Annotated in this window: 19 protein-coding genes; 11 read left to right on the forward strand and 8 right to left on the reverse strand. The window is 61.6% G+C overall.

The genetic code is table 11. The features are described from left to right. Positions 1-8: 8 nt before the first annotated feature. Together G473_RS0119265 and G473_RS0119270 are read left to right on the forward strand one after the other, a co-directional pair. Positions 9-236 carry a hypothetical protein gene (locus G473_RS0119265; protein WP_029014445.1) on the forward strand — a complete coding sequence of 76 codons (228 nt, stop codon included), beginning with the start codon at positions 9-11 and terminating at the stop codon, positions 234-236. Beyond that, positions 233-946, forward strand: a complete 714-nt coding sequence (locus tag G473_RS0119270) for a nucleotidyl transferase AbiEii/AbiGii toxin family protein (protein ID WP_210163369.1) — start codon at positions 233-235, stop codon at positions 944-946. Before G473_RS0119265 ends, G473_RS0119270 begins: the two co-directional genes overlap by 4 nt. Positions 947-949: 3 nt before the next feature. On the opposite strand, the gene G473_RS0119275 is transcribed toward G473_RS0119270, so the two are convergent. Next, positions 950-1219, reverse strand: a complete 270-nt coding sequence (locus tag G473_RS0119275; protein ID WP_029014447.1) for a LysR family transcriptional regulator — start codon at positions 1217-1219, stop codon at positions 950-952. 100 nt (positions 1220-1319) lie between these two features. Between G473_RS0119275 and G473_RS0119280 the strand changes: the two genes are divergently transcribed. Further along, positions 1320-1811 (forward strand): GAF domain-containing protein, encoded by a 492-nt coding sequence (locus G473_RS0119280; RefSeq protein WP_029014448.1) that lies wholly within the window; start codon positions 1320-1322, stop codon positions 1809-1811. A gap of 6 nt (positions 1812-1817) precedes the next feature. On the opposite strand, the gene G473_RS0119285 is transcribed toward G473_RS0119280, so the two are convergent. Continuing rightward, complete coding sequence (locus G473_RS0119285) at positions 1818-2753, reverse strand: DMT family transporter (RefSeq protein WP_029014449.1); 936 nt, start codon at positions 2751-2753, stop codon at positions 1818-1820. Between the two features lie 84 nt (positions 2754-2837). Next, positions 2838-4373 (reverse strand): YifB family Mg chelatase-like AAA ATPase, encoded by a 1536-nt coding sequence (locus G473_RS0119290; RefSeq protein ID WP_029014450.1) that lies wholly within the window; start codon positions 4371-4373, stop codon positions 2838-2840. A 231-nt stretch (positions 4374-4604) separates the two neighbouring features. Here G473_RS0119290 and G473_RS0119295 point away from each other — a divergent pair, with 231 nt between their 5' ends. From G473_RS0119295 to G473_RS0119305, 3 genes are all read left to right on the forward strand, one after another. Beyond that, the gene (locus G473_RS0119295) at positions 4605-5063 is read left to right on the forward strand and encodes a (2Fe-2S)-binding protein (protein WP_029014451.1); all 459 of its coding nucleotides are present in this window, start codon (positions 4605-4607) and stop codon (positions 5061-5063) included. A gap of 3 nt (positions 5064-5066) precedes the next feature. After that, on the forward strand, positions 5067-7319 hold the full coding sequence (locus G473_RS0119300) for a xanthine dehydrogenase family protein molybdopterin-binding subunit (protein ID WP_035708370.1): 2253 nt from the start codon (positions 5067-5069) through the stop codon (positions 7317-7319). 140 nt (positions 7320-7459) lie between these two features. Further along, entirely contained in the window at positions 7460-7858 is a 399-nt protein-coding gene (locus G473_RS0119305; RefSeq protein WP_029014453.1) for a c-type cytochrome, read from the forward strand. Between the two features lie 46 nt (positions 7859-7904). Here G473_RS0119305 and mscL read toward each other — a convergent pair whose 3' ends face one another. Together mscL and G473_RS27895 are read right to left on the reverse strand one after the other, a co-directional pair. Continuing rightward, positions 7905-8324 (reverse strand): large conductance mechanosensitive channel protein MscL, encoded by a 420-nt coding sequence (mscL, locus tag G473_RS0119310; RefSeq protein ID WP_029014454.1) that lies wholly within the window; start codon positions 8322-8324, stop codon positions 7905-7907. Between the two features lie 215 nt (positions 8325-8539). Then, positions 8540-9484: a hypothetical protein gene (locus tag G473_RS27895; protein WP_051330488.1), complete on the reverse strand. Its 945-nt coding sequence runs from the start codon at positions 9482-9484 to the stop codon at positions 8540-8542. A gap of 308 nt (positions 9485-9792) precedes the next feature. Between G473_RS27895 and G473_RS0119320 the strand changes: the two genes are divergently transcribed. After that, positions 9793-11589: an acyl-CoA dehydrogenase gene (locus G473_RS0119320; RefSeq protein WP_029014455.1), complete on the forward strand. Its 1797-nt coding sequence runs from the start codon at positions 9793-9795 to the stop codon at positions 11587-11589. Positions 11590-11667: 78 nt separating this feature from the next. On the opposite strand, the gene G473_RS0119325 is transcribed toward G473_RS0119320, so the two are convergent. Beyond that, positions 11668-12261, reverse strand: a complete 594-nt coding sequence (locus G473_RS0119325; protein WP_029014456.1) for a hypothetical protein — start codon at positions 12259-12261, stop codon at positions 11668-11670. 194 nt (positions 12262-12455) lie between these two features. On the opposite strand from G473_RS0119325, the gene G473_RS30455 reads away from it, so the two are divergent. After that, a complete protein-coding gene (locus G473_RS30455) occupies positions 12456-12662 on the forward strand; it encodes a hypothetical protein (protein WP_154667488.1) in 207 nt (68 codons plus the stop codon). A gap of 104 nt (positions 12663-12766) precedes the next feature. After that, on the forward strand, positions 12767-12931 hold the full coding sequence (locus tag G473_RS30015) for a DUF1328 domain-containing protein (protein WP_029014458.1): 165 nt from the start codon (positions 12767-12769) through the stop codon (positions 12929-12931). Between the two features lie 171 nt (positions 12932-13102). Here G473_RS30015 and G473_RS27900 read toward each other — a convergent pair whose 3' ends face one another. Continuing rightward, entirely contained in the window at positions 13103-13723 is a 621-nt protein-coding gene (locus tag G473_RS27900; RefSeq protein ID WP_245580183.1) for a sigma-70 family RNA polymerase sigma factor, read from the reverse strand. A 501-nt stretch (positions 13724-14224) separates the two neighbouring features. On the opposite strand from G473_RS27900, the gene G473_RS27905 reads away from it, so the two are divergent. Then, entirely contained in the window at positions 14225-15277 is a 1053-nt protein-coding gene (locus G473_RS27905; protein ID WP_051330489.1) for a glycosyltransferase family 2 protein, read from the forward strand. A gap of 11 nt (positions 15278-15288) precedes the next feature. After that, positions 15289-16926, forward strand: a complete 1638-nt coding sequence (locus G473_RS27910) for a glycosyltransferase family 39 protein (RefSeq protein ID WP_154667489.1) — start codon at positions 15289-15291, stop codon at positions 16924-16926. A gap of 40 nt (positions 16927-16966) precedes the next feature. Here the strand turns inward: G473_RS27910 and G473_RS27915 are convergent, their stop codons facing one another. Continuing rightward, on the reverse strand, positions 16967-18481 hold the full coding sequence (locus G473_RS27915) for a ribonuclease J (protein WP_161631015.1): 1515 nt from the start codon (positions 18479-18481) through the stop codon (positions 16967-16969). Between the last annotated feature and the right edge of the window lie 121 nt (positions 18482-18602).

The following is an 18602-nucleotide window of genomic DNA, read 5'->3' on the forward strand; positions in this document are numbered from 1 at the left end:
TTGTCCTTATGGATGGAGCTGCCGCCGATTGGATGATTGTTCCGGCGGATTACCCGGAACTGTCGCTTCTGGTCTGGAATCGGGACGCCAAACGCCCGATTCCAGCTTCGGAGGTTTTTGCGCTTTATGAGCGTAACTGGCGGTACGTGAACAAGGCGGGCATTCAACCCGGTGAGGCCGCGTTGATCCAGCGTCTGACAGATCATTTCGGACAGGGGCGGATGCTGACACGATGAGCCCCCCAGTGGTTTTTCAGCGCCCCGAACACCGGATCATCGCCACACTGCTCCATGGCATGGATGCGGATTTCCTGTCGAAATCTTGCTGCTACTTCGGCGGTGGTACAGCCATCGTTCTGCACCATGGCGAATACCGACTTTCCATGGATGTGGATTTCCTGTGCGCCGACCGGGAGGGATATCGCGCCCTGCGTATGGCCGCAACGGAAGCAGGAGCCACCGCCTTCTTTGCCGACAGCGTGGAGACACTTCGTCCCTTCATCGCCGACCAATATGGTATCCGTGGCCTGTTCACCCTGGAGGGTCAGCGGATCAAGTTCGAGATTGTGCGAGAAGCGCGGATCGATCTGACAGGAGAAAAATCATCGCTGGTGTCGGTTCCCACCCTGACCATCGCAGACCAGTTCGCTGAAAAGCTGATGGCCAATGCCGACCGAGGGCTTGACCGTTCCGTTGCCTATCGGGACGCCATCGACCTGGGCTTTCTCAGTATGGCCGAGGGTGCCATTCCCGCCGCTGCTGTTGCGAAGGCGGAATCCGCTTATGGGCGGGATATCCAGCGTTACATGAATAATGTGCTGGAACGGCTGGGGCAGCCCGTGGAACGGGACCATGCCGCCAGGGTGTTGGCCATGATGCCTGATGACGTGGACAGGGCCATTCAACATCTGCAGCGTGCCTGTAACCATGCTTGGCCGGCCGCCTAATCCTCACGCCCGCCCGCGCATCCCCTGCAGATCACCGCACAGACGTTCATAATCCATCACCACACCGCGTGCCCATTCCAACAGCCGCTCCCCCTCCGGCGTCAGCCCCTCAAACCGGCGGCCACGGCGGACCAGGCGCGCGGAAAGGTCGGATTCCAGCCGGGCAATGGCGGCAGACAGGGTGGGCTGGCTGATGGCGCAGGCATCGGCAGCGCGGGCGAAATGCTGCTCACGCGCAAGCGCGACAAAATAGGAGAGATGGCGTACCAGCATGGTGTGATCGCTCCCCAATGAACGTTATATTCATATGGATATAGCGAATCCTATCAGCAATCCAGCTTTTCGGCATGAACCGAAAGCCAAAGAGGACCAGATGTTCGATATCGCCAAGCCGGACGCCGGCACCGACAAGCCCACGCTTTATGCCGATCTTGCCAGCATGGCCGCCGGCATCCTGACGGGGGAGCGGGATCGCGTCGCTAATTGCGCCAATGTCGCCGCCCTGATGTTCAATACCCTGCCGGACCTGAACTGGGCCGGGTTCTATCTGCTGCAGGGGACGGAACTGGTGCTGGGGCCATTCCAGGGTAAGCCGGCCTGCGTACGCATCCCGCTGGGGCGCGGTGTGTGCGGGACGGCGGGCCAGCGAATGCAAACCGTGCTGGTGCCCGATGTCCATGCCTTCCCCGGCCATATTGCCTGCGATGCGGCCTCGCGGTCTGAACTGGTGGTGCCGCTGATCCGGGATGGCCGGCTGCTGGGCGTGATCGATCTGGACAGCCCGCTGCCGAACCGGTTCGACCAAGCTGATCAGGCGGGGATTGAGGCGCTGTCCGCCCTGCTGGTTGACGGGTGCGACTGGTAAACTGGCTCAGCCTTTTTGTGCCGGCATCCTGGTCACCAGCCAGATGCCGGCACAAACCAGGACCAGGGCACTGAGATAGCTCCAGCGCAACAGCGATTCACCCAGGAAAATGGCAGAGAGCGACACGCCGAAGACCGGGATCAGGAAGTTGAAGGCCGCGATCATCCCCACCGGATTATGCTTCAACAGCAGGCTCCAGACCGAAAAGGCGACAGCGGAGAGCAATGTCAGGTAGGCGAGCAGCGCCCCCGCCTCTACCCCCATCGCTTCCAGGTGGCCGCCCCCGGCATAACCGATCCCGGTCAGCACAAGACCACCGACGAGAAGCTGCCATCCCGTCATCACCATCGCATCCATGCCGCGCGACACGCGCTTACCATAGATCGCCGCCGCCGCCAGGATGAACGCGGCGATGATCACAAAACCCTCCCCGATCAGGCTGAAATCAAAGCCGAACGCCCCTGCCCCACCCCGCCCCAGATTGACCACCACCACGCCGGCGAACCCGATCAGGCAACCCAATGCCCGCCCCCGGCTCAACCGGTCGCCGGCATAGATAAAATGCGCCAGCACCACACTGAAGAACACGCCGGTCGCGTTCATGATGGAGGCTTTGATGCCGCTGGCATGGGCGACGCCGATATAGAAAAACACATATTGCAGCGCCGTTTGCACCAGCCCCAGCAAGACAACCTGTCCCGCCTGCCGCCGGCTGACCGGCAATAGCCGCTTGCGCAGGCACAGGGAAGCCAGCAGCAGGACGAGACCCGCCAGGGTGAAGCGCCAGCCGGCAAACAGCATCTGTCCGGCCAGATCGGAAGGCGCAATCTGCAGCAGCGCATAGCCATTCTTGATGGCGGGGTAGGAACTGCCCCACAAGGCACAGCAGAGGGTGGCCAGGGCGTAAACGCCTGTCCGGGTCTGGTAAAGGGCGGGTTTCACAGGAGAAAGCACCAATCAGGCGAACGGAACCGGAGCATAGCCCCACGAACGGCCCCCTATATACGACCCGTTGGCCGTCGGCAATTACCGCCCTGGCGCCACCCGCCGGTAGGATAGGGCTTCGGCCACATGCAGCCGGCGCACACCATCGGCCCCCTCCATATCCGCCAGGGTGCGGGCGACGCGCAACACACGGTGATAACCACGGGCAGACAATTTCAGCCGTTCCGCCGCCTCCGTCAGCAGGGCGCGGCCCTGGGCATCGGGGCCGGCGACCTTTTCCAGCACCTCCCCGTCAGCCTCGGCATTGGTGCGGATGGCGGGCTGGCCGCGCGGAACCGAGGCGGCGTAACGCTCCCGCTGAATATCGCGCGCATGGGCCACGCGGGCCGCCACCTCTGCCGTGCCTTCGCGCGGCGGCGGCAGGGACAGATCGGATGCTGATACCGCCGGCACATCGACATGCAAATCGATACGGTCGAACAACGGGCCGCTGATCTTCGACTGGTAATCCGAAGCGCATTTCGGCGCCCGCCCGCAGGCGAGCGACGGATCATCCAGATGGCCGCAACGGCAGGGGTTCATCGCTGCCACCAATTGGAACCGCGCCGGATATGTCACATGATGGTTGGCGCGGCTGACGGTGGCGCGGCCGGTCTCCAGCGGCTGACGCAGCGCCTCCAGCGATCCGCGGGCAAATTCAGGCAATTCATCCAAAAACAGAACACCCTGATGCGACAGGCTGATTTCACCGGGCCTGGCCCGGTTGCCACCGCCCACCATGGCCGCGAGCGTCGCGGAATGATGGACCTCCCTAAAAGGGCGGGTGCGGATCAGCTTGCCGCCTTCCAGCGATCCGGCGATGGAATGGATCATGGAGACTTCCAGCGCTTCCGCCGCATCCAGTGGCGGCAACAGGCCCGGCAGGCGGGCGGCCAGCATGGACTTGCCCGATCCCGGCGGCCCCAGCATCAGCATGTTATGACCGCCGCTGGCGGCCACCTCCAGCACGCGCTTGGCCGTTTCCTGCCCTTTCACGTCGCGCAGGTCCTTATAGCCGCCGCCTTCTTCCGGCCCCGCCAGTCTGGGTTCGGGCCGCGTCAGCACCTGGGTGCCCTTGAAATGGTTGATCAGGGACAAAAGCGAGGAAGGCGCCAATATGTCCAGCCCATCGCCTGCCCAGGCTGCCTCCCCCCCACAGGCTGCCGGGCAGATCAGCCCCTTGCCATTGGCCGAAGCATTGATGGCCGCCGGCAGCACCCCGGCAACGGGTGCGATGGACCCATCCAGCCCCAATTCCCCCAAGGACTGGTAATCCGCCATGGCATCGCCGGGCAGGATGCCCATCATCACCAGCAAAGCCAGCGCGATGGGCAAATCGAAGTGACTTCCTTCTTTCAATACATCAGCAGGGGCCAGATTGACGGTCAGCCGCTGCGGTGGCAGGGCGATCCCCAGTGCATGCAGGGCGCCGCGTACCCGTTCCCGGCTTTCCCCCACCGCCTTGTCCGGCAGGCCCACAACGGTGAAGGCCAGGGGGCCCCCCGTCATCTGCACCTGCACATCAATGTCCAACACGTCGATGCCTTGGAAGGCCACCGTCCCCACACGCGCCGCCACTATCCAAGCCCCCACCATCACATCTTAAGGGTAGCATACAGATAAGGATATACAGTCGCATACAATTTTAATTTTGATAGAAGCCCCCGATCAAAAGGGTCAATTTCTGCAAGACGGGAATGGTTCATCCCCTTCATGATGGCCGGGATAAAGGCTCCGGCCCGGCGACCGTTGAAAAAATGGCGACGGACCGACCCCCGTTCCAAGCCTTTGCCAAAATTGGGGATGACGATGCTTCGGCTGAACATCAATGGGCAGGTCCGTGAAGTGGACGTGCCGGAAGATATGCCCCTGTTGTGGGTGCTTCGCGATGAATTGAATATGACCGGCACCAAGTTCGGCTGTGGTCAGGCGCTGTGTGGTGCCTGCACCGTGCATGTCGATGGCGTGCCCACCCGCTCCTGCCAGTTCCCGGCATCGGCTGCGGGCGATGCCAAGATCACGACCATCGAAGGCATCAGCGGCAAGGCCGCCGCCGCGGTGCAGAAGGCTTGGGCCGATCTGGACGTGGTGCAATGCGGTTATTGCCAGTCGGGCCAGGTCATGGCCGCCACGGCTTTGATCGCGGAAAATCCTGACCCCAGCGACGCCGATATCGAGGCGGCGATGGATGGCAATGTCTGCCGCTGCGCCACCTATGTGCGGATCAAGGCGGCGGTGAAGGAAGCCGCCAAGCTGGCGAGGACCTGAGCCATGAAAATGATGCTGCCGCAACTCCTGCGCCGCGCTGCCGCCAATGTGGTGGAAACCACGCCTTCGCGCCGCTCCTTCCTGAAGGGGGCCGCCGGTGCCGGCGGTGCCCTGGTCATTGGCGCCATGGTCCCGGTATCCGGGTTTGCCGCCGAAGGGGCGGCGCCTGTGGTCATGGGCCCGCCCAATCCGCTTCCCAACCTGTTCGTGCGCGTGGCGCCGGACAATAGTGTGACGGTGCTGGTCAAGCATCTGGATATGGGCCAGGGCATTGCCACCGGCCTGACCGCTATTGTGGCGGAAGAGCTGGACGCCGACTGGGCGCAGATGCGCAGCGAGTTCGCCCCCGCCGACAGCAAGCTCTATGGCAACCACGCTTTCGGCATTCAGGGCACGGGCGGCTCTACCGCTGTGTTCAATAGCTGGGACGAATTGCGCATGGCGGGCGCCGCCGCCCGGTCCATGCTGGTCAGCGCGGCCGCCGCTGAATGGAAAGTGCCGGCGTCGGAGATCACGGTTGCCAAGGGCGTGATCAGCCACAAGAAATCCGGCAAGAGCGGTCCGTTCGGCAAATTTGCAACGGCAGCATCCAAGCTGCCGGTCCCAGCCTCTGTACCGCTGAAAGACCGGGCACATTATTCCGTGATCGGAAATGAGACGCTGCATCGGCTGGACAATGTGTCCAAGACCAATGGCAGTGCCATCTTCGCCATGGATATCCGCCGCCCCGGTCAAGTGACAGCCGTGCTGGCCCGCAGCCCCCGTTTTGGCGGTACGGTGAAGGCCGTGGATGACAAGGCTACTCGCGCCATCCCCGGCGTGATTGAGGTGCTGAGCCTGCCCATCGGCGTCGCCGTTATCGCCAAGAACACCTGGGTGGCGATGCAGGGTCGCGATGCGCTGAAGATCACCTGGGATGACAGCAAGGCGGAAAAGCGCAGCACGGACGCCGTCCTGTCCGAATATCGCGAACTGGCGAAGAAGCCGGGTGGAAAGGCTGCCGCCAAGGGAGATACGGCCGCCGCCTTCAAGGCCGCCGCCAAGGTGATCGAAGCGGAATACAGCTTCCCCTATCTGGCCCATGCCCCGATGGAGCCGCTGAACGCCACCATCCTTCTGACGGATGATGGCGGGGCGGAGATCTGGGCCGGGTCCCAGTTCCAGGGGATTGAGCAGCCCGCCGTTGCCGGCGTGCTGGGCACCACCCCGGACAAGGTGAAGATCAACACCGTCTGGGCCGGCGGTAGCTTTGGCCGCCGCGCCACACCGAATGCCGATTACATGGTGGAAACCGCCATCATCGCCAAGGCGCTGGCTGCCAAGGGCCAGAAAGTGCCTGTGCATCTGGTCTGGACGCGCGAGGACGATATCAAGGGTGGTCGCTATCGCCCGATGGTGCTGCACAGGCTGCGGGCTGCCCTGGATGCCAAGGGCAATATTACCGCCTGGGAACAGCGCCTTGTCTCCCAGTCCTTCATGGCGGGAACACCCTTTGCCGCCATGATGCTGAAGGATGGCGTCGATCAGTCAGCCGTGGAAGGGGCGGCAGACCTTGCCTACACGGTCGGCAGCCTGGCGGTGGACATGCATATCGCCGATTCTCCGGTCACGACCCTGTGGTGGCGCTCTGTGGGCCATACCCATACGGCCTATGCCAAGGAAGCCTTCATCGACGAACTGGCCGCCGCCGCGGGACAGGATCAGGTCGCTTACCGCATGGAACGGCTGAAGGACCATCCGCGCCTGCAAGGGGTGCTGAAGCTGGCCGCGGAGAAGGCCGGCTGGGGCAAGCCGCTGGCCGCCGGGCCTGCCGGAACGAAGCGCGGCCGGGGTGTGGCCGTGCATGAAAGCTTCCAGTCTTATGTCGCCCATGTGGCCGAAGTGACGATCGACGCCAATGGCAAGGTCAAGATCGACCGCGTTGTCTGCGCCATTGATTGCGGCATTGCCATCAATCCGAACGTCATTAAGGCGCAGATCGAAGGCGGCACCGGCTGGGGCATCGGCCATGCGTTGCGCGATGCCATCACATTGACCGACGGGCTGGTGGATCAGGCCAATTTCGACACGTTCGAGCCGATGCGCTATTCCGACATGCCCGCAGTGGAGGTGCATATCGTGGATAGCGGCGAACGGCCGACCGGTGTGGGCGAGCCCGGCGTGCCGACGGCGGCCCCCGCCGTGGCCAATGCCATTGCGGCAGCGGGTGGCAAACGGGTCTATGACCTGCCTTTCACTAAAGCTGGTATCGTCTGACCCGATCTTTGGGATTACCTTTAACGCCGCCGCCGGATAAAGCCCCGGCGGCGGCGCTTTTTTTGCGCCGAGACGTTGAGTTGATCGTTACCCTTTGCCCACCCGCCCGTTCCCACGCCTATAAGAAGGAATATCCAAGGATGCGTTTCGGGAAATCGGTTCCGTCGATGATCGCCGCGGGCCTGCTGCTTGCCCTGCCCTCTCTCCCCGCCGCTGCCACAGTCGGCGATGCCGTGCGCGGTGAAGAAATATTCAAACGGGATTGCGCCGCGTGCCATGCCCTGACAGCCGCGACCAACACGAAGGAAGTGCGACTGAAGGGCCCCCATATGGAAGGTATCTTCGGCCGGACGGCGGGGACGCAGAAAGGCTTCAAATATTCCAAGACCATGCGGCAAAGCGCGCTGGTCTGGGATGCGATGACGCTGGACAATTACCTTTACGATCCGCCGACGACGATGAAAGGCACCAGCATGCTGATCAAGACGGCCGCAGTGCAGGACCGGGCCGACCTGATCGCTTACCTGAAAAAACTATGACCTGATCATGGGCTCACACCCCTTGGGAGCGTGAGCCCACCACGCATCAGGGGGCGCGGCTCTGCTGCTTCAGCAGGTCGCGGATTTCCTCCAGCAGGACTTCCTGCTTGGACGGTGCAGCAGGCTCCGCCGCCTTCTTCGTGTGGAAGCGGTTTACCTGCTTGACCAGGATGAAAACGGCCCAGGCAACAATGAAGAACCGGATCACGGCATTGATGAACAGGCCGTAATTGACGGTGGCGGCACCGGCCTCCTTGGCCGCAGCCAGATTGGCGTAATCACCACCTGACAGGTTGAGGAAATAATCAGAAAAATCGATGCCCCCCATCACGAAACCAAGGGGTGGCATAAGGATATCATTAACAAGCGATGTGACGATTGCCGTGAAAGCGGACCCGATGATGATACCAACCGCAAGGTCGATGACATTCCCACGGCTGATAAATTTCTTAAATTCTTCCAACATCTGTCTCTCCAAATCACCTGACACTGCCTTTTGGCGGTCGGTTATTCCCCAGAAAATGATTGGACCAGCCTAAACCTTTTATCGTCAAATTGTTTCCTTTTTGTTCCCATTAAACAGGAGGCAATAGGGATAATGGGCGGCGACGGGAATAAGGTTCTTATGCCCATCCCGTTATGGTGACAGCGCCAGCCATACAGGACTGGAGACTCCTGAAATCAGGCGGAAACCAATCCCGGCTTGAGCGTCGGCATGGCGCGGCCCATGAAAGAGTTGGCGCCTTGCGCCTGTTCATCCCCATTGTCACGCGCGCCAGACCCGGTGGACCGCCGCCGCTCCTGCTCATCCGAGGAGGGCGGAGCCAGATTGTCCAGCATCATGATGGTGTAGGTGGAGATGGGTTCGTTCCCCGACGCGGCGGACCGAAAACCGGTTAACCAGGGCTGGGACGATGTATCCTCCGGCAAGGTCTGCCCAAAAGGCCCGGACCCGGCAATTTGTGCCGGTACCTCATCATCAAATTTACCGGCGAACCGTTCAAATACCTGGCCGACGGTCCGGGGCTTGGTGCCGTTATAGAAGACGTTCAGGTTGGCACGGGCGGCTTCCGGCAGCAGGGAAGCCGCGGGTTGATTGGGGTTCTTATCCATTGCCTTCAGGAACTTGGTTGCCCCGCCCGCCCCCAGGAAATGGGCCATGTAAAGCTCCGTATTGCCCACAGGGCGGCCCAGCTCATTCTCCAGATGGGTTTTATTGTCGTTCGCCAGTTCGGCCGCAAAGAGGGCGGAAAGACGGGGATCCTTGCGCAGATTCAGGATTTCCTTGCGCAGAGCCGGGTCCGATACGCGTGCCTTGCCTTCCCCGCCTTCGATCTGTTCCGCATAAACACCCAGCCCATGCTTGGCGCCATGCTGTTTGATCATGCTGAGCCAGGTCCCCTCGGTGAACTGGAAAAGGCCTGTGGCTGAACTGGTTTTCGCTTTCACATCCGTGCGATAGCCGCTTTCGACGGAGGCCTTCTGCATCAGATATGAGAAATCAACCCCCGTCGCGCTGCTGGCCTGCTGGACAGCCCGGATGACATGGGTCGGAGCAGCGGACGAGGTTGCAGTCGAACGCTCAACGGCGTCGGCACGCTGGATCGGGCTGAAAATGCTGCTCACGGTCGGATACTCCCTCGGCACTGAACTCCATCCCAGATAAGCAATCAGCGTGCCAAGCGCTTGACGATGCCTAAAATCCTAGCATTCCGCTGCGTAACTCCGCATAAAATTCCAATAGCCGGTCTTTTCTCCCAGAAATCCAGGTTTGCTAACCTATTTTTTGAGCAAAAATAGGCCATCATTCCAGAACCGATACGAAAGGATGCGGCAAGGCTTGCCGGGCCGCTGGCTTCACGCCATGTTGTGGCCTGCGACCCTTGTCGCCAAGGAATGAGCAGGCATCGTGCCGCTGGGAAGGAAAAGGCGAAATGACCAGTTACAACGCCCCGATCCGGGATATGCGCTTCACCCTCACCCACGTTGTCGGGCTGGATCAGGTGGCCACGCTGCCAGGGTTTGACGTGGTAACGCCCGATCTGGCCGACCAGGTGCTGGAGGAAGCGGGCAAGCTGGCCCGCGATGTACTGGCGCCGTTGAACTGGGTTGGCGATCAGGAAGGGGCGACACTGGAGAATGGGGCCGTGCGCACGGCCACGGGCTTCCGTGACGCCTATTGGAAATATGTGGAAGGCGGCTGGAACGCCGTCCCCTTTGATCCGGATTATGGTGGGCAGGGCCTGCCCTGGACGCTGGCCTTGCCGATCCAGGAGATGTGGACGTCTGCCAACATGTCCTTCTCGCTCTGCCCCATGCTCAATCAGGGTGCAGTGGAACTATTGACCATCCACGGGTCTGAAGAACAGAAAAAGACCTATCTGGAAAAGCTGATCAGCGGCGAATGGACCGGCACCATGAATCTGACGGAGCCGCAGGCCGGCTCCGACGTTGGTGCGGTCCGCACCAAGGCGGTGCCGCAGGGTGATGGCACTTATCTGATCACCGGCCAGAAGATTTTCATCACGTTTGGTGAGCATGATTTCACCAACAATATCGTCCATCTGGTGCTGGCCCGGACCCCGACAGCACCAGCGGGCATCAAGGGCATCAGCCTGTTCGTCGTGCCGAAATTCATGGTGAATGCGGACGGGACCCTGGGTGACCGCAACGATCTGCGCTGCTCCGGCCTGGAACACAAGATGGGCATCCATGCCAGCCCGACCGCTGTCATGTCCTATGGTGATAATGGCGGTGCCATCGGGTATCTGGTGGGCGAGGAAAATCGCGGCATTGAGTATATGTTCACCATGATGAACAATGCCCGCCTGGGCGTTGGACTGCAGGGTGTGGCTATTGCCGAGCGCGCCTATCAACAGGCGGTGGACTATGCCAAGGGGCGTGTGCAAAGCCGGGCCTTGACAGGTAAAGACCCTGCCCCGGTCACCATCATCAACCATCCGGATGTTCGCCGGATGCTGCTGACGATGAAATCGCAGATCGAGGCGGCGCGCGCTTTGGCCTATTATACCGCCGCCGCACTGGATAATGCCCACCATAATCCCGACCGGGACGCGGCGCGTAAGGCGGCTGCCCTGAACGACCTGCTGACCCCCATCACCAAAGCCTGGTGTACCGATCTGGGTGTTGAGCTTTCCAGCCTGGGCGTACAGGTCCATGGCGGGATGGGCTTTATTGAGGAGACCGGCGCCGCCCAGCATTATCGGGACGCCCGCATTGCCCCGATTTATGAAGGCACCAACGGTATCCAGGCCAATGATCTGGTGTTCCGCAAGCTGCTGCGGGATGGCGGCAGTGCCGCGCAGACACTCATCGCGGAAATGCGGGCGGTGGCGACGGAAGCCAGGAACGGGCCGGGGGATGATCTGGAAACCATCGGCCAGCGTCTGGAAGAAGCGATCGTCGCACTGGAGACGGCCACGGCTTGGGTACTGGATACTGGTAAGTCGGATCTTTCCGCCGTTGCCGGCGGTGCTGTCCATTATCTCCGTCTATTTGGCATCACCATTGGTGGCTTCCTGACGGCCAAAGGCATGATCGCCGCGCAGGACCTTCTGCGCCAGCGGGGGGCCGATACCAGCTTCCTGGATGGTAAGATGATCACCGGCCGCTTCTATGCCGACCAGATCCTGCCATTGACCGCAGGGCTGGTTGCACCGATCACCGCAGGTCATCGCAGCATCATGGCCTTGGGCGAAGATCAGTTCTGATCACCGCCTTTAAGACATGAAAAAGCCGCCGGCCCGAATGGACCGGCGGCTTTCCTATTCACGCCAGAATGGCTGTTATTACTGCTGCTTGATCGTCCCTTCTTCCGGATCGATCATCACAGTGACCCAGTTGCCATCGCTGGTCTTTGCCTCGGTCTTATATCCATTCCCTTCGCGGGTGAATTCCTTGAATTCGGCAAAGCCCAGCGTGTTGAAGCGGTTCAGCAACTGCGTGCTGACCGCAGCCGTCTTTTGCCGCTCGCTGCCACTCACCTCGTCGGGATTGACCTCTGCCAGAACCTGCGGCTGACCGTTCGTGGTGTCAGACGCCGTGGTGCTGGTGGTGGCGTCCATGCCGCCAGATGCAGCGGTGTTCGTGCCGGGTTCCTCCGTCGCGCCCATGGTGCTGGGCTGCCCCTGATCGGCCAGACGGCCGCCGGAGTCGGGATCGGTGGGGGACGTGGTCATCCCGGTCATACCGGTATCAGCCGGCATCGGCGCGGTTGCAGGATCCCCCGGCATCACCGGCGGGGACATCGGATCGTGCGGCATTGCGCCCGGTTGGGTCATGCTGGTGTCCGTCCCGGTGGCGGACTGTGCCAACGCAGCACCGGAAAGGGCCGTGGAGCCCAGCAGCAAGCAGGCTGTGATGGCGGCAAAACGGGTTTTCATGACGTTTCTCCATCTGGTCAGCATCAAAAGCTTCGGGAAGGGAACGGCGCGCAGGCCCCATGGTTCCCCTCCCCCCCCGGCAGACCCACGAATGTCATAGACCTATTTTCTTTTTCGTCCTTACAGGCGGCTGGATGGACTTTGCCGTCAAGCCTGCCCTAATGGGCAGTGAACCAATGGCGGAGACCGGAACGATGAGTGAGTTACCCGTGGAAACCTTGCGGGCATTGGCCGTCAAGATCGCCACTTCTTACACGCGCGCGAACCCGATGCCGGTAGACGCGATACCCGGCGTTATCCAATCCGCCTATCAGGGATTGATCCGCTGCGTGCAGCCGCCAGCGCCGCCGCCCCAGCCGGCCGGCCGGACAGGACGTGGCAGGCGGCGCGCCGTGCGTTGATGTTCGGGGAAAATCAACGCCGGGGAACATCTCTATCAGGGTCTGCGTTTCTGCCGTGACGATGCCGCTGATCGCGGGCCGCATCGAACGATGGGAGGCATGACATGCTGTATTGGGCGTTGATATTCTTCATCGTGGCCCTGGTGGCCGGTGTACTGGGTTTTGGCGGTATCTCTTCCGCATCTGCGGGTATCGCCCAGATCCTGTTCTTTATTTTCCTGGTGATCTTCATTGTGTCGCTGATCATGGGCGCCGTCCGCCGGCGTTGATCCACACACAAGAAGCACAGGAAAAGGGCGGGCCCGGATCACATCCGGCCCGCCCTTTTCACATCTGCCCTGTCCTTCCAGCCCTGGGCCACGGCGGAATAGAAAATGGGTGGCAGCCAGAGGCCACCACCCATTCGCTTACATGAAATTTTTTGAAGTTTAGATGCGGGCTCAGGCGGTGCCGCGCACATCATCCTCGTCATCCGCCATGCCGCCTTCCATAAGGGCACGCAGGGCGCGGCGGCCACGGGACAGGCGGGACTTCACCGTACCGATGGACACTTTCATGATATCGGCGGCTTCGGCATAGGAAATACCTTCCAGGCCGATCAGCAGCACCACCTCGCGCTGTTCACGCGGCAGCTTCGACAGGGCGCGGCGCAGGTCCCGTACTTCCAGGCGAGAGAACTGTGACCCATGGGCGCTGCCCAGACCCGCCTGCGCCTCGCCATCAATATCCACGAAGGTTTGCTTGCGGCGGACACCATTGATGTGAAGGTTGCGCAGGATGGTGAACAACCATGCGCGCAGATTGGTGCCAGGCTGCCACAAGTGCAGACGGGTCAGTGCACGCTCCAGGCATTCCTGCACCAGATCATCGGCCAGCGACATGTCGCGGACCATGCCCCGGGCAAACCGGCGCAGACGGGGAATTTCCTGTTCGATCTGCGCGATCACCGCCGCATGATTCTGCTGCTCACGGGAAGCGGCAGGCGCTTCGGCCACCGTGTCCAGAGCGCCGATGCCCACGGACATCACCTTATCTTCCATCGTTTGCATCTGGCGAGACATCGCTGTTCTCCCTTTGATATCCCGTTGTTCATGAAACCAAGTATAGGGAAGAGATGATCGGATTGCAGACACGATTAAGTTACATCCGATCAATCAATCGTCATATGGACGGATAGGTTCGGAAATATGACCTCCGGTCCTTCAGTCACATATCGGTCTTAAAACCGGGAGACGATCACCTTCACTACCGTATGGATCAGTGGATAGCCCCGATAATCCCAAGCGTTATTGTCATGAATGTGGCACCAATCCTTGAATTAACAGACTATTAAGCATATTTCACTCGACCTACCCCCCATCCGCCTGGCCGTAGAACGGTCTATGACAGGCGCCCGACACCTGTTCAGAGGTGTAATCCCCACTTCTGAGAAGCGCTTTTCCCCATACGTCCGCATAGGCAAAAATTAACCATTTACTCTTCACTTGCAGCTTAGGATCGAACGGCGAATAACAATCAGCGCCCGCGCTAAATTGGCGGGCATCCGTCCGAGGATTTGGTTTATGGTGCCGCCCTCATTTGACAGCATCCGTCCGGTGACCCTGCGCCCGCAGAACGAGGCCACCGTCCTTTCCATTGTGCTGCCCATGTTCAACGAGGCGGCCAACATCCAGCCTTTATTCGCCCGGTTGCAGCCGGTGCTGGAGAAGTTGGGTGTACCTTATGAAGTCGTATGCGTTGATGATGGATCACGCGATGACACCTGGGCCGTTCTGCAGGCCACCCAGGTGGCCAATCCGCGTGTCCGCGCTGTGCGTTTCAGCCGGAATTTCGGTAAGGAAATGGCCATGACAGCCGGCCTGCGCCACGCCTCTGGGCGGGCGGTCGTGCTGATGGACAGCGATCTCCAGCACCCGCCAGAAGTGATCGAGGAATTTTACGCCCAATGGCAGGCCGGCGCGCAGGTGGTCTATGGCGTCCGCCGCAGCCGGGATACAGACCCGCCCCTGCGGCGTTGGTTTACCCGCCGCTTCTATTCCCTGCTGGACAGTATGTCGGAGGTACCCCTGCCCCGCGATGCCGGTGATTTCCGCCTGATGGATCGCGCCGTCATTGATGTGCTGAACCAGATGGACGAGCGGACGCGGTTCATGAAAGGGCTTTATAGCTGGGTTGGTTTCCGCCAGGTGGCCGTCCCATTTGACACGGCGGCGCGCCATGCCGGGGAAACCAGTTTCAGCCCCTGGCGCCTGTTCCGCTTCGCCCTGGATGGTATCGTCTCTTTCTCCACGCTACCCCTGCGCGTCTGGTCCTGGCTAGGGCTTGCCGTGGCGTTGATCGCAGTGCTTTATGGCACGGTTATTCTGGTAAAGACGTTATTGTTTGGCATCGACGTGCCGGGCTATGCCTCTTTGATGCTGGCGACGCTGTTCCTGGGGGGCGTGCAATTGATTTGCCTTGGTGTGCTTGGGGATTATCTGGGCCGCGTTTTCACTGAAGTGAAGCGGCGTCCGCTTTATCTGGTGGCTGAACAGATCGGTTTCCCGGCCGAGGAGGCACGGGCTGAAAATAACAGCCAGCCGCCGGTGACAGAATTCCGTTCCTGCGCCTCTTGACCACGCCACCCGTGACCATCACCGAAAACAAGGCGCGCCGCGTGTCATCCGGTCATTTCTGGGACGGTGTGTCCCAATGGCTGGTGATTGCGGCGTTGCTGCTGGTTGCCGTCAGTTTCAAACATTACGGCATCACCTGGGATGAACCGCTGCACCTGGAAAATGGCTGGCGGGCGTTGGACTGGTATTTGTCCATGGGCAAAGACCAGTCGGTTCTCACCTTCCAGAATCTCTATCTCTATGGCGCGCTCTATGATGTCCTCGTCTCCCTGGCGGGGATCGCGCTGCCCTTCGATATCTATGAAAGTCGCCGGCTGATTGGCGGCCTGATCGGGGTCTTGGGTTTGATCGCGGTCCACCGTCAAGCCCGCGCGCTGGCAGGCCCCCGTGCCGGGGCTTTGGCCATCCTGCTGCTGTTGCTGACACCGGAATGGATGGGGCAGGCCTTTGCCAATCCCAAGGATATACCCTTTGCCACCGCCGCCGCCTGGGCCGGGCTGGCGCAGATCCGCCTGCTGCGGGAACTGCCGCGGCCATCGGCGGGGGCGTTGTTCGGCTATGGGCTGGCTGTTGGCTGTGCGTTGGGCATAAGGGTAGGCGGGGTCATCCTGTTCATGCCCCTGGCCATCGGCGCCCTGGTCTGGCTGTATCAGCGCTGCAGGCTGGAAGGACTGTCCGATGGCGGACGCCAGGGGCTTGGTGCAGCGGCGCGGCTGCTGCCGGCTTTCCTGCTGGCCTGGATGGTCATGATCGCCGCCTGGCCCTGGGCACAGATGGCCCCCTTCACCCGACCATTTGAGGCATTGGCCAGCTTTTCCCATTTCCCGCTGCGGTTCAGCTTCCTGTTCGCAGGCCAGACGCTGGTTACCACCGACCTGCCCTGGTGGTATGTGCCGACAGCCTTCGCCGTCAAACTGCCCGAAGTGACCCTTCTGGGCTTGGCCGCAGCGCTGGTGCTGGGCGGCCGGGCCCTGATACGGGAAAAAAGTGCGGCCCTGACACCGGAGCGCACCGGCCTCGCCGCCTTTATCCTGCTGCCGCCACTGGTCGTCATCATAACTGGCGCCGTGCTTTATGACGGTATCCGCCATCTGCTGTTCATCATGCCAATGCTGACCGTCGCCGCCGCCCTGGGGCTGGACAAGGCTGTCGCGGTCATGGAAGGGCGTTTACAGGGGCGGACACGCGAGACAAAGGCCGCGCTGGCCGGGCTACTGGCCCTCTGGGCTGGCTGGCAGGGGTCGGTCATGGTCCGCCTGCACCCCTATGAAGCGATCTGGTATAATAGCTTGGCAGGTGGAGTATCAGGCGCCAAGGACCGGTTCGAATTGGATTATTGGGGCACGGCCCTCTCGGAAGCCGCTTCCCGTCTGCGTGACCGGATTGTGACGGAGGAAGGCTCCCCAGCTTTGGCTTGGCCTTACCGGGTCCGCATCTGCGGTCCTTCGGAATCAGCGCTCTATTACCTGCCGCCCCGCTGGCAGGCACCGCCGGATGGCAAGGGCGGCGCCGATTTTTATATTTCCTTCACCCGCCATGCCTGCGCCGACGCACCGGCCGGAAAGGAATTGCTGCGGGTGGAACGGATGGGGGCGACCCTGGCCTATGTACTGGATTTGCGGGCGACGCGGAACAGGGTGGCACCATAATGCCACCCCTGCCCCACAACACCAACCAGCCGCCGGCCAATCAGGCCAGCGCGATCTGAGGCCGGTAAGGTACCCGGTCGCCATTCTCGTCCGACTGCAAGTGCAAAAGCGGCGCATCCACACGGCCCATGACCCGCGCCCCAGCAGGGGACAGGCGGATCAGTTCCGCTTCTTCCGTCACCAGGGCCGCCTCGCAGCCCGCAGCGCGGGCCAGACGCGCATGGGCGGTCAGGTGCATTTCCGTGCCATGGACCGGCAGGGCAAAGCGCGGCCGCACCAGGGCATAAAGCTCCCTCAGCTCATTGGCGCCAGGATGGCCGGAGACATGCAGCGGCATGCCGCCCATCAACTCGTGCCCCATCAGCACTTCCACGCCGCGCGCCCGCAACTGGGAAACGACCTTATCGACCGCCTCCTCATTACCGGGAATGACGCGGGCGGAGATCACGACCGTATCACCAGCCCCGAAGGACGGGAAACGACGGTCGCCGCGGGCGAGGCGGGCCAATGCCGCCCGTTCCTCACCCTGACCGCCGGTGCAGATCATGGCCACTTCCTTGCGGTCCAAACCGCGCAGATGCGACGGCTCCGACAGGAATTCCGGCACACCCTCCAGCAGGCCCAGCGACCGGGCCACCGCCTCGGAATTGCGCATGGAGCGACCGGCGAGCGCCACCTTGCGGCCAGCCCCAACCGCGGCCACGGCTGCCGAAGCAACGCGGGCAACATTGGTGGCAAAGCAGCAGATGGCAATCTGCCCCTTACGGGTGGCGAACAGTTTCTGGAATGCCTGACGCACCTGCCCTTCGGAGGTGACCGGCAAATCCTTGTGCGCATTGGTACTGTCGCACAGCATGGCCAGCACACCGGCATCACCAATGCGGCGCAGCTTGTCGAAATCCGTCGGCTGGCCGATCATCGGCTCCGGGTCGAACTTCCAGTCGCCGGTATGCAGCACGGTGCCAGCCGTCGTCGTCACGGCCAGGGCCACCGGCTCCGGCACGGAGTGGGTCAGGCGCACCGTCTCGATGGCGAAGGGGCCGATGCTGAAGCTGGAGCCGACATCAAACCGGTTCAGCGTCACCGCATCCAGCGTGTCCTGCTCCGCCAGCCGGCGGGAAATCATCCCCAGCGCGAAAGGCGTGGCCCAGATGGGGGCATTCAGCGCATGCGGCCATAACCGGTCGATAGCACCGATATGGTCTTCATGGGCGTGCGTGATGACAAGGCCCAGCAGCCGATCCTGGATCGGGGCGAGGAAGCCCGGATCGGGGACAATGGCGTCCACACCCTCATGCCCCTCATCGGGGAAGGAGATACCGGCATCCACCAGTATCCAGGCGCCGGCATGGCCATAGAGGGTCCAGTTCATGCCAATGCGACCAAGGCCGCCCAAAGGCACAACCAGGATTTCCGCCTCGCCCGGAACAGGCCAGCGGGAGCCGAATTCGTTATATCGTTGGAAAGGGATGACGTTGCCGCCACCCGGCTTCTTGTCCGTCACGGGGCCTGAAGGGGCGGTGGCGGTTGCGTCCGCATGTGCGGCGCCGATCAAATCTTCTTTCATAGGTGGTTGAGATATGATCGGCGCCGGCCCTTCTGTCAACCACCATACTGCACCTGCGAATGCAGGGCAGCCAAACGGCTGGAACAGCCTGTTTTACCAGTCCCCGGTG

This window comes from Niveispirillum irakense DSM 11586, assembly GCF_000429645.1.
GTDB classification, from domain to species: domain Bacteria; phylum Pseudomonadota; class Alphaproteobacteria; order Azospirillales; family Azospirillaceae; genus Niveispirillum; species Niveispirillum irakense.

Excerpts from the sequence above, each read along its gene's own strand:
- G473_RS0119265 (WP_029014445.1), top strand. The coding sequence starts at position 9 with ATGGATGGAGCTGCCGCCGATTGGATGATTGTTCCGGCGGATTACCCG.
- G473_RS0119270 (WP_210163369.1), top strand. The coding sequence starts at position 233 with ATGAGCCCCCCAGTGGTTTTTCAGCGCCCCGAACACCGGATCATCGCC.
- G473_RS0119275 (WP_029014447.1), bottom strand. The coding sequence starts at position 1,219 with ATGCTGGTACGCCATCTCTCCTATTTTGTCGCGCTTGCGCGTGAGCAG.
- G473_RS0119280 (WP_029014448.1), top strand. The coding sequence starts at position 1,320 with ATGTTCGATATCGCCAAGCCGGACGCCGGCACCGACAAGCCCACGCTT.
- G473_RS0119295 (WP_029014451.1), top strand. The coding sequence starts at position 4,605 with ATGCTTCGGCTGAACATCAATGGGCAGGTCCGTGAAGTGGACGTGCCG.
- G473_RS0119300 (WP_035708370.1), top strand. The coding sequence starts at position 5,067 with ATGAAAATGATGCTGCCGCAACTCCTGCGCCGCGCTGCCGCCAATGTG.
- G473_RS0119305 (WP_029014453.1), top strand. The coding sequence starts at position 7,460 with ATGCGTTTCGGGAAATCGGTTCCGTCGATGATCGCCGCGGGCCTGCTG.
- mscL (WP_029014454.1), bottom strand. The coding sequence starts at position 8,324 with ATGTTGGAAGAATTTAAGAAATTTATCAGCCGTGGGAATGTCATCGAC.
- G473_RS0119320 (WP_029014455.1), top strand. The coding sequence starts at position 9,793 with ATGACCAGTTACAACGCCCCGATCCGGGATATGCGCTTCACCCTCACC.
- G473_RS0119325 (WP_029014456.1), bottom strand. The coding sequence starts at position 12,261 with ATGAAAACCCGTTTTGCCGCCATCACAGCCTGCTTGCTGCTGGGCTCC.
- G473_RS30455 (WP_154667488.1), top strand. The coding sequence starts at position 12,456 with ATGAGTGAGTTACCCGTGGAAACCTTGCGGGCATTGGCCGTCAAGATC.
- G473_RS30015 (WP_029014458.1), top strand. The coding sequence starts at position 12,767 with ATGCTGTATTGGGCGTTGATATTCTTCATCGTGGCCCTGGTGGCCGGT.
- G473_RS27900 (WP_245580183.1), bottom strand. The coding sequence starts at position 13,723 with ATGTCTCGCCAGATGCAAACGATGGAAGATAAGGTGATGTCCGTGGGC.
- G473_RS27905 (WP_051330489.1), top strand. The coding sequence starts at position 14,225 with ATGGTGCCGCCCTCATTTGACAGCATCCGTCCGGTGACCCTGCGCCCG.